The following is an 11,357-nucleotide window of genomic DNA, read 5'->3' as shown; positions in this document are numbered from 1 at the left end:
CCCGCCTCGGCGGCCGCCTGGACATAGGCTTCCGGGGTACGGTTGCCGCCTGGATTCAATTGGTCGTAGGTCGGCTCATAGGCGTTGAAGGCCTGCAGCGCGCCGAGATAGGTCGGCCAGGTGACGAGCGCCGTGTCCCTGGGCGAGAGAAACAGCTTGCCGAGATAATCGAGCCCCTGCTGCGATCCGGAGGTGATGAAGATGTTGTCGACGGTCGCGGGAATGCCGAGCGCCGCCATCTGCTTGGCAAGCCATTCACGCAAGGGCCGGTAACCTTCGCTGACGGAATATTGCAGCGCGGCGCTGACCGCCGGTCCGCCGAAAATCTCCGCATAGGCTTGGCTGAACTCCGCTTGCGGAAAAAGCTCGGGATCGGGAATGCCGCCGGCGAAGGAGATGATGTCCGGACGGTCGAGCAGCTTCAAAAGTTCGCGAATTTCCGAAGCCTTCATCCGGCTCGAGCGCGTGGCAAAAATGCTTTCCCAATTGAGCATGCGGCCCTCCCTCTTGGCGAAGGCCGGAGATGATCACAGTGTTGGATTTATGTCAACAATCCTGACCTATTTTGCTGCCGTTTTTGGCGGGCTTCAAGCAGCACTACCCGACCACTATTCGTCATCGCTGGAAGATTTCTTCCGCATCTGCTGATTTACTGCGGTATCGGCGGCTGGCAGGTGCCGGTTGTATTGAACGACATCGGACCGGGGTCGGGCTCCGGAGGCAGGCACATTATCTCCACGCCGACGATGCCGTCCCAGCCTTTGGTGATGATCTCGCGCGCCCTTTCCTGTTCCTCGACGCTCGGAAAGGCTGGATCGGATGCATCCCGATCGCGCTCAAGCCGCTGCAGTTTGTTCCGCCAGTCGACAGGCACCACTCCTCTGCGCGCCAGATCCTCAACACGGATCGGTTCGCAGTGGCCCCGCAACCAGGCGAGTTGCGTCTCGTCCGAGTAGAGGTGCTCCATCCACAGCCGGGCAGCGTTCGGATGCGGCGCAAAGGCGCTGATCGCCTGAACATAAACACCTGCGACGACGCCCGTTCTGGGCCTGACGATCTCGATCCTGGTCCTGCCTGCGAAGCGGTCGCGGTCGCCAAGCGCGAGATACTCCCAGCGGATAAGGATGGGCGTGCGTCCTTCAACGAGGGTATCGCTGTCGCCGACGACCGGAACGAAATTGCCGCGCCTGTTGAGATCGGCAAAGAATCGGAGGCCCTGCTTCGCGGCTTCCTCGACGTTTCGGTCCGTCACCGACCGCCCCGCCGCGAACACGCCCATCACCGCCTGATTTGCTGAGAGCTTGCCGGCAAGGGCGATCGAATTCTTGTATTCGGGCCGGGCAAGATCGGCCCAATCCTGCGGCAACCTCGAAACCACGTCCGCATTGATCTCGAAGACCAGCACCCCGTAGTAGTCTCCATACCAATGGCCGTCCACATCCTTGACAGCATCCGGGATCGTGTCCCAGGTCGAGACCTTGTAGGGCTGCAGCAAGCCGGCTCTTTTCGCCTGAGGCGCGAAGGAAACGCCCACGTCGATGACATCAGGCCTTTGGCTACCGGACTCGATTCCCGCCTTGACCGCCTCTATCTGGTCTTCGGATGTAGCTTCCGGTCGAAGCTCTGTGACCGTTATCCCGTATTTCGCCTCGAAGCCGTCGATGATCCCGCCAAATCCGCACCAGTCGCGGGGCAGAGCGATGACGCTGAGCTGTCCCTCCTTCTTGGCCGCGGCCGTCAGGTCGTCTATCGGTCCGGCAGAGGCCGCGGCAGCGAAGGCCAAGATGGCCAGCGCCGCTGGCTTGAATGCCAGACAGATCGCTACAGAGCATCGTTTCATCACGAGGCCCCCCGAGAATTCGCCGATCAAGTCTATCACCTTCCGAGAACCGTTGACATGAGGCTGGCGTCTGCTGACTCAGGAAGTCTCCAACCTGATCCCACCGCCGGGGCCGCCGCCCTGATCGCTCAACGCCTCGCGCTGCCTCGTGCACGCATGGCCCATCGGATACCCGCGGCAATCGCCAGGCCGAGCAGCGGCCAGCGGGCCCAGAATTCTTCGCTCCAGGTCAGAAGATTGATCGTGACAACGGCGAGCCCCGCGAGTGCGAGCGTGGCAAATCCGCGGTCCAGCTGAGTGGTCCTGATCCACAGGAATGCTGCGGCCATCCCCATCGCGAAGAGAGGCCAGACTGCCCAGAGCTCGCCTTGCCACGAAAGAAGGTTTATGACGACAATACCGGCCGCGATCATGCCGAGCACGCGATAGATCCGCGCATGCCGTCGGGCGGGTTCGCCGGCAGCAGCCGGCACAGCCTGCGCCTGTCGTCCGAAGGCCGGGCTGGCCGTCTGTGATGTTCGATCCTCCGCAGCACCGATCCGAACCGCATAGCTCGGAACGCCGCCCTCAATGTTCTTGACCTCGAGCTGGCCGAGAAAGTCGAAGCCGACCGCCACCTTGTTGCGCACCTGGTCGTAGACCGTGTTGGAAATGACGACGCCACCAGCGGGAGCGGAGGCTTGCAGACGCGCGGCGATGTTGACGCCGTCGCCGTAAATATCACCGCCCTCGGCAATCACGTCGCCGAGGTTGATGCCGATGCGGAAGTACATCCGAGCCGCGCTCGGCCGTCCGGCGTTCAGGCCGGCCAGTTCATTCTGGATGTCGACGGCTGCCCTCACCGCTTCCACGACGCTCGGGAACTCAGCGATCAGCCCGTCACCCCAGGTGTTGACCACCCGCCCATCGCGCGACTCGATGAGACGCGCCATGGCATCGCGGTAGCGCTTGAGGGTGGCAAGCGTTCCTTCCTCGTCAGCGCCCATCAGGCGCGAATAGTCCTGAACGTCGGCGCTGAAGATGGTCGTCAGCTTGCGACGCGTTTCCGACATGGCCCCTGATCCTCGCTCGGTCTCCGCCACGTAGGTACAACCCTGAGGTTTAGACCCGTTGCACGATTCGCCACTCGAATCCATCTCGGCTCCAGCATACAGAGTGCAGGCTGTTCCGGCGACCCCTGACAGAGATAGGTGCCCCCACGGCTTGGCGTGACCTCCAGCAGCCATTGGCTGCCTGGTATGCGGCAGCGGGTCCTGCTAGTTGTGGCTGAGCAACGGCATGGGAGTGCGTATGACGACAATCGATGACGGCAACGATCGCTTCTACCGCGACAACGCCGCTGCCTATGCGGGCCGCACCCGCCGGACACCTGCGGCACGGCTCGACAAGTTCCTCGCAAGGCTGAATCCCGGCGCCTCCGTGCTGGAACTCGGCTGCGGCGGCGGCCAGGACAGCGCCTATATGATGGCCCGCGGCTTTGATGTTACTCCGTCGGACGGATCGCCGGAAATGGCCGCCGAGGCCGCACGCTTGCTCGGGCGGCCGGTTGAGGTGATCCGCTTCGAAGAGCTCTGCTGGCGCGAGCGCTTCGACGGCATTTGGGCAGAGGCCTGTCTGCTGCATGTGCCGCGCACCGCTCTTCCTGCAGTGCTCGCCCGCATCCTCCTCGCCTTGAAAGTGGGTGGCGTGCTGCAGGCAAGCTTCAAAGCCGGCGACATCGAAGGCCACGACGCTTTCGGCCGCTACTACAACTACCCCTCACGCGACTGGCTGCGGCAGCAATTCGAGGCGACACGTTGGGTCGGCGTCGAATTCGGCGAGACGGACGGCGGCGGCTATGACGGCAAGCCGACACGCTGGCTGCACGCGGCGGCGGTGAAGCCCGGCAATTGACTTCGCGAGGTCGAGACCTAGGTAACGGGCGGTCCTCCCACCTAAACCCGTGAGAAAGCCATGCACTACAGAACACTTGGCCGCACCGGCCTGCGTATCTCCGAAATCGGCTACGGCGCCTGGGGCATCGGCAACAGCGGCTGGCAAGGCGCAAGCGACGAGGAGTCCGCCAGAGCCCTCAACCGGGCGATCGATCTCGGGCTGACCTTCATCGACACCGCGCTCGGCTACGGCGACGGCCATAGCGAAAGACTGATCGGCAAATTGCTGCGCGAACGATCGGAGACGATCTACGTCTCGACCAAGATCCCGCCGAAGAACCGGATATGGCCGGCCCGTCCGGGCACGCCGGCCGAGGACGGTTTCCCCGCCGATCACGTCATCGCCTGCACTGAAACGAGCCTGCGCAATCTCGGCGTCGACACCATCGATGTCCAGCAGTTCCATGTCTGGTCGGACGAATGGGTGGGGCGCGGCGACTGGCTGGAGGCGGTCGAGCGGCTGAAACGCGATGGCAAGATCCGCTTCTTCGGCGTCTCGATCAACGACTACGAGCCCCACAATGCCCTGAAGCTTATCGAAAGCGGCGTGGTCGACAGCGTCCAGGTCATCTACAACGTCTTCGAGCAGGCGCCCGAAGAGCAACTGTTCCCGGCCTGCGAGCAGCACAAGGTCGGCGTGATCGTCCGTGTTGCGCTCGACGAAGGCGGCCTTACCGGTCAGATCCGCGCCGACACTGTGTTCCCGGAAGGCGATTTCCGACAGAACTACTTCCGCGGCGACCGGAAGCGCGAAGTCGAGGAGCGCACGCAAAAAATCATCGAGGACCTGGCGATTGCCCCAGATGCGCTCGCCGAAACGGCGCTTCGCTTCGTCCTCAGCCACCCGGCGGTGTCGACCGTCATCCCCGGCATGCGCTCGGTCCGCAACGTCGAGCGCAACTGCGCCGTCGGCGACGGACGCGGGCTTGCCCCCGAACAGCGCGAGAAGCTGCGCGCGCACCGCTGGCCACGGAACTTCTATCGGGATTGACCCCCCAAAAAAGAAAGCCGAGGCAGTTGCCCCGGCTTCCTTTATCCCTTGGGAGGTAAGGCTTAGTTCTTCGCCTTGTCGACCAGCTTGTTCTTGCCGATCCAGGGCATCATGCCGCGCAGCTTGGCGCCGACTTCCTCGATCTGGTGGGCGTCGTTGACGCGGCGGATGCCCTTGAAGCGGGCCGCACCCGAACGATACTCCTGCATCCATTCCGAGGTGAACTTGCCGGTCTGGATGTCCTTCAGAACGCGCTTCATCTCGGCCTTCGTCTCGTCCGTGATGATGCGCGGGCCGGTGACGTATTCGCCCCACTCGGCCGTGTTGGAGATCGAGTAGTTCATGTTGGCGATGCCGCCTTCATAGATCAGGTCGACGATCAGCTTCACTTCGTGCAGGCACTCGAAATAGGCCATTTCCGGTGCGTAGCCGGCCTCGACCAGCGTTTCGAAACCGGCGCGGATGAGCTCGACGAGACCGCCGCAAAGAACGACCTGCTCACCGAAGAGGTCGGTTTCGCACTCTTCCTTGAAGTTGGTCTCGATGATGCCCGAGCGGCCGCCGCCGACGCCGCAGGCGTAGGAGAGCGCCAGGTCAAGCGCATTGCCGGAAGCGTTCTGGTGAACGGCAACGAGGCAGGGAACGCCGCCGCCCTTCTGGTATTCGCCGCGAACCGTGTGGCCCGGGCCCTTCGGCGCGATCATGACGACGTCGACCGAGGCCTTCGGCTCGATCAGGCCGAAATGGACGTTGAGGCCGTGGGCGAAGGCGATCGCCGCGCCGTCACGGATATTGCCGGCGATCTCGGCCTTGTAGATGTCGGCCTGCAGTTCGTCCGGCGTCGCCATCATCATCAAGTCGGCCCAGGCGGCAGCTTCGGCAACCGTCATGACCTTGAAGCCGTCGGCTTCGGCCTTCTTCGCCGTGGCCGAGCCGGCCTTCAGCGCGATGGCGACGTTCTGTGCGCCGGAATCCTTGAGGTTCAGCGCATGGGCGCGGCCCTGCGAGCCGTAGCCGATGATGGCGACCTTCTTCGACTTGATGAGATTGAGATCGGCATCACGATCGTAATAGACGCGCATTGAACTTTCCTTCCCTTTGCTTGTCCGTTTCCCTTTGACGGTCCAGACGGAACCGTCGTTACGCTTTTCCGCCATAGAGAGCGAGAAAGGCGTCGACCGCCCGCTCCGCCCTGCGGCCGAAATTCTTCTTCAGCCCGCTCGGGTCGTCGCCGAGCAGCATGCGCAAATGCCAGTCGGAGACGACGAGCCCGTAGAGCGCGCCATAGGCCTCCTCCGCATCGCCGAAGGCGAGAAGCCCCGCCTTTCGGCCCGCCTCGAGCAGCGCCCCTGCCCTGCGGCCGATCTGCCGGCGCCCGCGCTCCTCGAGCAAGCGCCCGAGCTTGGAGCCTTCACGGCTTGCCTGGCCGATCGCCAGCCGGTTGAGTGCCAGCGATACGTCGCCGGCAAGCACGTCCAGCAGGTCCTTGGCGAAGGCGACAAGATGCGCCCTGAGGCTCGCCTCGTCCAGCGCCTCGGCCGAAACGCCGAGCGTCCTGACCTTGCTCGCCTGGAAGGCGATCATCGCCGAAAGCAGCCCATCGCGGTCGCCGAACCACTTGTACAGGCTCTCCTTGGAGCAACTCGCCGCACGCGCCACGCCCGCGGTCGTCAGCGCCTTCTCGCCGCCGTCGACAAGGAGCCGCAGTGCCTGTTCGAGAACGGCACCCTGACGCTCCGTCAGGCCGCTTCCGGCACCCGCTTCCTTTGTCGCCTCGACGCCTCGCACTTTGTTGTCACTCCTTCAGTACCGTACGGTACGGTTCGCAACTTCTACTCAGATGGCTGTGGAACGTCAAGCCCGTTTCTGCCGATAAATGCACTGCGTCATCAAAGGTCGTCGGGGCAAATGGGCTTTGGGACTGGAGCCGCGGCGTCGCCCGCCGAAAGCGGCAATGATTACCAAAATATAATGATCCCGCCGCTGTTCCCTCGCCCCGTTCGCCCTTATTTTGAAAGGGAGAATATCCGAGGGCGGAAAGCCACTGTGCCGATGAGCAAGACAGCGAAGACGATCAGACAGGAAGCGCCGGCTGCGGCGCCGAACGTCACCCTGATGCCGAGCCCCGTGACACCCGTCCGCCGCAAGCGACGCGGGCGCCTTCGGATCGCTCTGCCCGTCCTCGTCGCAGTGCTCGGCGCCGGCTACTACGCCTGGAGCCAGTACGGCGTGCAACCCGAAACCGCGATGATCACGCTAGTCGTCGTGCGCGGCGATATCGAGGACAGCGTCACCGCCGTCGGCACGCTTGACGCGATCAAGTCCGTCGATGCCGGCGCGCAGGTTTCCGGCCAGTTGAAATCGCTGCATGTGGAGATCGGCGACAGGGTCGCGGCGAACCAGCTCGTCGCCGAAATCGATCCCGCCTCGATCGAGAACAGGATCGAGATCGACCAGGCGGAACTTGCCCATCTCGAGGCCCAGCTCGTCTCGACGAAGGCCCAGCTCGTGCTGAAGGACGCGAATATCGAGCGCCAGCGCAGTCTCGTCGCGACCAAGAGCGTTTCTCAATCGACCCTCGACCAGGCGATCGCCGACCAAACCGCCGCTCAAGCAGACGTACAGGCGATCGAGGCGCAGATCCGTAAGCAGAAGGCGACGCTCGCCGGCGACAAGGTCGATCTCGGCTATACCAAGATCTATGCCCCGATGGCCGGCACGATCGTTGCCAATCCGGCCAAGGAAGGCCAGACGCTCAACGCCAACCAGACGACGCCGACGATCGTCACCATCGCCGATCTTTCGACGATGACCGTCAAGGCCCAGGTCTCCGAAGCCGACGTCGGCAAGCTGAAGATCGGCATGGACGCCTATTTCACCCTGCTCGGCCAGCCGGGCAAGCGCTTTGCCGGCAAATTGCGGCAGATCCAGCCGATGCCGGACACGGAAAACAACGTCGTCCTCTATTACGCGCTCTTCGATGTTTCCAACCCGACCGGCGAATTGATGATGTCGATGAGCGCTCAGGTCTTCTTCGTCGAGGCTGCTGCCAAGGACGTTCTTGTCGTGCCGAGCGCCGCGATCCGCACGGCGCGCGGCGACGGCGCAGGCAAGCCCAAGACGGAAGTCACCGTGCTTACCCCGTCCGGCGCCACCGAAACCCGCGCGGTCGAGGTCGGCATCCGCAACCGCGTCAGCGCCGAGATCGTCAACGGCTTGAAGGAGGGCGAGAGCGTCGTCGTCGATTCGAGCTCGGCCTCGTCCGGAAGTAGCCAGCGAAACACGCGTAGCCGCGGCATGCGCATGCCGCCGATCTTCTGAAGACGCCGATGCACGCCCTCATCTCGCTCAAGGATGTCAGCAAGACCTATTTCAACGGCGATCTCGCCGTCGAGGTCCTGCATGACATCTCGCTCGATATCGAGGCGGGCGAATTCGTCGCGATCATCGGCCAATCCGGCTCCGGCAAGTCGACCTTGATGAACATTCTCGGCTGCCTAGACCAGCCGACCTCGGGCGAATACCTGATCGACGGCGAAAGGGTCTCCGGCTTCGACGCCGACGAACTTGCGGCATTGCGGCGGCGCACGTTCGGATTCGTCTTCCAGGCCTATAACCTGATCCCGACCGCAAGCGCCCAGGAGAACGTCGAGGTACCCGCGGTCTATGCCGGCCTGCCAGCCCACAGCCGGCACGCGCGTGCCGAGGCGCTCCTGAAATCGCTCAATCTCGGTGAACGGCTCGATCACCGGCCGAGCCAGCTTTCCGGCGGGCAGCAGCAGCGCGTCTCGATTGCCCGCGCCCTGATGAACGGCGGCCGCGTCATCCTTGCCGACGAGCCGACCGGTGCGCTCGACAGCCAGAGCGGTCGGGAAGTCATGGCGCTTTTGCGCGACATGAACGAGAACGGCCACACGATCATCGTCATCACCCATTCGCGCGAGGTTGCCGAACAGGCCGACCGGCTGATCGAGATCCGCGACGGCCGCATCATCGCCGACCGCGTCAAGAAGGGCCGGAGCAATCCGGAGGCCGCATTCGGCCTTGCCCAGCGCACGCGCGAGGGCCTTGCCGCGATCGCCGACGTCTCGGAAGCGGTCAAGATGGCGATGCGGGCGCTTCGGGCTAACCTCTTCCGGACGATCCTGACGCTGCTCGGCATCGTCATCGGTGTCGGCTCCGTCGTCGCGATGCTGGCGATCGGCACCGGTGCGCAGGATTCGGTGCTGAGCCGCATCTCCTCCATGGGCTCCGACCTCCTGCTGGTGCGCCCGAGCATGGCCAATTTCCGCGGCAGCGCGGGCGGCAGCAACGTCACGCTTGTGCCGTCGGACGCCGACGCCATCCTCGAGTTGCCGAACGTTGCCTTCGCCGTGCCGGAGATGACGAGTACGGTGACGCTTCGGCGCGGCAATATCGATTATCAGACCACCGCCAATGGAACCGTGTCGCAATTCGTCGAGGCGAAATCCTGGCCCATCGGACGCGGTGAATTCATCAACAGCGACGATATGGAGGGCTACGCGCCGGTCGCGGTGCTCGGACAAACCGTGGTCAAGACTCTCTTCCCCGACGACTCCGACCCGATCGGCCAATATGTGCTCGTCAACAAGATCCCGTTTCAGGTCATCGGCGTGATGAGCGAGATGGGCGCGAGCGCCGGCGGCAACGATCAGGACGACGTCGTGCTGGTGCCGTTGACCACGGGCAGCATGCGCATTTTCGGCCAGCGCAACATCCGCACCATCACCGTCAAGGTAAAGGACTCCTCCGCCATTGATCTGACCCAGGAAAAAATCCAGGCGCTCCTCAACGAGCGCCACAAGAAGGAGGACACGCAGATCACCAACATGTCGTCCGTGCGCGAGGCCTTCACCGAGACGTCGAACACGATGAAGCTCTTCCTTGGCTCCGTCGCGGCGATCTCCCTTCTTGTCGGCGGCATCGGGGTGATGAACATCATGTTGGTCAGCGTCAGCGAACGTACCCGCGAAATCGGCGTGCGCATGGCGACCGGCGCGCGGCAGCGCGACATACTCGTGCAGTTCATTGTCGAGGCGCTGGTGGTGTCCGCCATCGGCGGCGCGATCGGCATCGTTGCCGGCCTCGGCACCGCCTACGTCGCCCGCACGTTCGGCATGCCGGTCAGCTTCACAGCTGGACCGGTGGCGCTTGCCTTTGCCTGCGCCTTCCTGACCGGCCTGCTTTTCGGTTATCTGCCGGCCAGAAATGCCTCGCGCCTCCAGCCGGCCGTGGCGCTGAGCGCCGATTGAAGACCTCGGCGCCGAACCGGAGGCGCGCCTATCAGATCCGCTGTGCTCCGCCGATCCGCTCCCAGCGGCTGCCGTTTGATTGCGACTGGCGGGCGAAATAGTCGTAGGGTGTGCGCGACCAGTCCCTGACCGAATTGGTTAGATTGTCGAGCACGAGATCTCCTTCGCTGGTGCGGACAGTCAGCACCGTATGGCCATCGCCGCGATAGCGGGCAACCGTCAGCAGCAATGCGGAGGCCGGCCAGCCGCGCTTCAGGAGCTCGCGCTTCTTCAAAATCGCGAAATCCTCGCAGTCTCCGTAGGCCGTCGGCACGCGCCAATCGTCGTCCTTGCCGACATTTGCACGGTCGCTGCGCTCCTTGATACGGGCATTGACGGCGCTGTTGACTTGTTTGAGTTCGCTCGCCTTGTCCGCGCCGAGAATGACCGTTCCCCTGCCTCCTCCGGTTCTGCACAGCCTCGGTTCACGCGAACAGAAGGAGTTAAAGGCCGGGGGCGCAAAAGCCTTGCCGGCAGTCGTCATGATCGTCCCTGCATCAGCCACCTTTGGGGCAGCGATGGACAATAGAATAGCGGTCAGCGCGATGAAGCGTTTCATGAAATTCCCCCAAAGGTAGTCGCACTCCCCAAAGCGCGACGTAGAGAGCTAGATCACAAGGATTAGCCCGCGCTTGATTAGCTCGGAATAGGGCATTCTTGTGACGTACTACTAATATTTCGTAAATTGACCCCCAGCATCTTTAAGTAAATCATCAATTTATTTTCGTAGTTTGTATTTACGAGGGGTAAAGTAATGAAAAGAATTAATAGCTCGATATTTAGAACATTTTTCCTGCTCTCCACGGCGTCGATAGCAGCCGTCGTTGTTATTACCGACGCGGATGCAGTAGAGCGTCGGCGCATGACTGCTGCGCAATGCAGACCGCTGACGGAAGACAACTTTGCAGCGTGCTGCGTTGCAATAAATCGTTCGAAAATTCTTACTCCCGCGCAAATCAAAATGTGCCCGCCGCTAACAACGGCGACCGTCAGTGCCTCTGCCCCCGGCCGCGATCGTAGCGATACCGACGCTACCGGCCCCGGCAGAAGCAGCGGTGGCAGCGGCGGCAGCGGCAGCGGCGGCTCTGGTGGTAGTGGCGGCTCCGGCGGCGGCGGTGGCTCCGGCGGCGGCGGTGGCTCCGGCGGCGGCGGTGGTGGCTCCAGCGGCGGCGGTGGTGGCTCCAGCGGCGGCGGTGGCTCCGGTGGCGGCGGCGGCTCCGGCGGCGGCGGTGGCTCCGGTGGCGGCGGTGGCTCCGGTGGCGGCGGTGGTGGCTCCAGCG

Annotated in this window: 9 protein-coding genes and 2 pseudogenes; 5 read left to right on the top strand and 6 right to left on the bottom strand. The window is 63.3% G+C overall.

Features of this window, described 5'->3' with window-relative positions:
• From N181_RS26305 to N181_RS26295, 3 genes and pseudogenes are all read right to left on the bottom strand, one after another.
• Positions 1-494 (bottom strand): annotated as a pseudogene (locus N181_RS26305) (PLP-dependent aminotransferase family protein); the annotation flags it as partial.
• A gap of 155 nt (positions 495-649) precedes the next feature.
• Positions 650-1,840: an ABC transporter substrate-binding protein gene (locus N181_RS26300; RefSeq protein WP_080577599.1), complete on the bottom strand. Its 1,191-nt coding sequence runs from the start codon at positions 1,838-1,840 to the stop codon at positions 650-652.
• A 128-nt stretch (positions 1,841-1,968) separates the two neighbouring features.
• Complete coding sequence (locus N181_RS26295) at positions 1,969-2,892, bottom strand: adenylate/guanylate cyclase domain-containing protein (RefSeq protein WP_037397118.1); 924 nt, start codon at positions 2,890-2,892, stop codon at positions 1,969-1,971.
• 238 nt (positions 2,893-3,130) lie between these two features.
• On the opposite strand from N181_RS26295, the gene N181_RS26290 reads away from it, so the two are divergent.
• Positions 3,131-3,733, top strand: coding sequence for a class I SAM-dependent methyltransferase (locus N181_RS26290; protein ID WP_037397116.1), 603 nt, complete (start codon positions 3,131-3,133; stop codon positions 3,731-3,733).
• A 60-nt stretch (positions 3,734-3,793) separates the two neighbouring features.
• On the top strand, positions 3,794-4,765 hold the full coding sequence (locus tag N181_RS26285) for an aldo/keto reductase (RefSeq protein ID WP_037397112.1): 972 nt from the start codon (positions 3,794-3,796) through the stop codon (positions 4,763-4,765).
• A 62-nt stretch (positions 4,766-4,827) separates the two neighbouring features.
• Here the strand turns inward: N181_RS26285 and ilvC are convergent, their stop codons facing one another.
• Both ilvC and N181_RS26275 read right to left on the bottom strand, forming a co-directional pair.
• On the bottom strand, positions 4,828-5,847 hold the full coding sequence (gene ilvC, locus N181_RS26280; RefSeq protein ID WP_014328859.1) for a ketol-acid reductoisomerase: 1,020 nt from the start codon (positions 5,845-5,847) through the stop codon (positions 4,828-4,830).
• 58 nt (positions 5,848-5,905) lie between these two features.
• A complete protein-coding gene (locus tag N181_RS26275) occupies positions 5,906-6,553 on the bottom strand; it encodes a TetR/AcrR family transcriptional regulator C-terminal domain-containing protein (RefSeq protein ID WP_060564001.1) in 648 nt (215 codons plus the stop codon).
• A gap of 264 nt (positions 6,554-6,817) precedes the next feature.
• On the opposite strand from N181_RS26275, the gene macA reads away from it, so the two are divergent.
• Together macA and N181_RS26265 are read left to right on the top strand one after the other, a co-directional pair.
• Positions 6,818-8,086, top strand: a complete 1,269-nt coding sequence (gene macA / locus N181_RS26270) for a macrolide transporter subunit MacA (RefSeq protein ID WP_037397100.1) — start codon at positions 6,818-6,820, stop codon at positions 8,084-8,086.
• An 8-nt stretch (positions 8,087-8,094) separates the two neighbouring features.
• Entirely contained in the window at positions 8,095-10,038 is a 1,944-nt protein-coding gene (locus N181_RS26265) for a MacB family efflux pump subunit (protein WP_037397097.1), read from the top strand.
• 31 nt (positions 10,039-10,069) lie between these two features.
• Here the strand turns inward: N181_RS26265 and N181_RS26260 are convergent, their stop codons facing one another.
• A complete protein-coding gene (locus N181_RS26260; RefSeq protein ID WP_014328863.1) occupies positions 10,070-10,636 on the bottom strand; it encodes a transglutaminase-like cysteine peptidase in 567 nt (188 codons plus the stop codon).
• A 195-nt stretch (positions 10,637-10,831) separates the two neighbouring features.
• Here N181_RS26260 and N181_RS32455 point away from each other — a divergent pair.
• Positions 10,832-11,357, top strand: a pseudogene (locus N181_RS32455) (hypothetical protein); the annotation flags it as partial.

The organism is Sinorhizobium fredii USDA 205 (assembly GCF_001461695.1).
GTDB classification, from domain to species: domain Bacteria; phylum Pseudomonadota; class Alphaproteobacteria; order Rhizobiales; family Rhizobiaceae; genus Sinorhizobium; species Sinorhizobium fredii.
This window is presented reverse-complemented; position numbering and strand designations above follow the sequence as displayed.

What these genes read in the sequence shown, in the direction of transcription:
- N181_RS26295 (WP_037397118.1), bottom strand. Translation starts at nt 2,892, where the DNA reads ATGTCGGAAACGCGTCGCAAGCTGACGACCATCTTCAGCGCCGACGTT.
- ilvC (WP_014328859.1), bottom strand. Translation starts at nt 5,847, where the DNA reads ATGCGCGTCTATTACGATCGTGATGCCGATCTCAATCTCATCAAGTCG.
- N181_RS26290 (WP_037397116.1), top strand. Translation starts at nt 3,131, where the DNA reads ATGACGACAATCGATGACGGCAACGATCGCTTCTACCGCGACAACGCC.
- N181_RS26265 (WP_037397097.1), top strand. Translation starts at nt 8,095, where the DNA reads ATGCACGCCCTCATCTCGCTCAAGGATGTCAGCAAGACCTATTTCAAC.
- N181_RS26260 (WP_014328863.1), bottom strand. Translation starts at nt 10,636, where the DNA reads ATGAAACGCTTCATCGCGCTGACCGCTATTCTATTGTCCATCGCTGCC.
- macA (WP_037397100.1), top strand. Translation starts at nt 6,818, where the DNA reads ATGAGCAAGACAGCGAAGACGATCAGACAGGAAGCGCCGGCTGCGGCG.
- N181_RS26300 (WP_080577599.1), bottom strand. Translation starts at nt 1,840, where the DNA reads ATGAAACGATGCTCTGTAGCGATCTGTCTGGCATTCAAGCCAGCGGCG.
- N181_RS26285 (WP_037397112.1), top strand. Translation starts at nt 3,794, where the DNA reads ATGCACTACAGAACACTTGGCCGCACCGGCCTGCGTATCTCCGAAATC.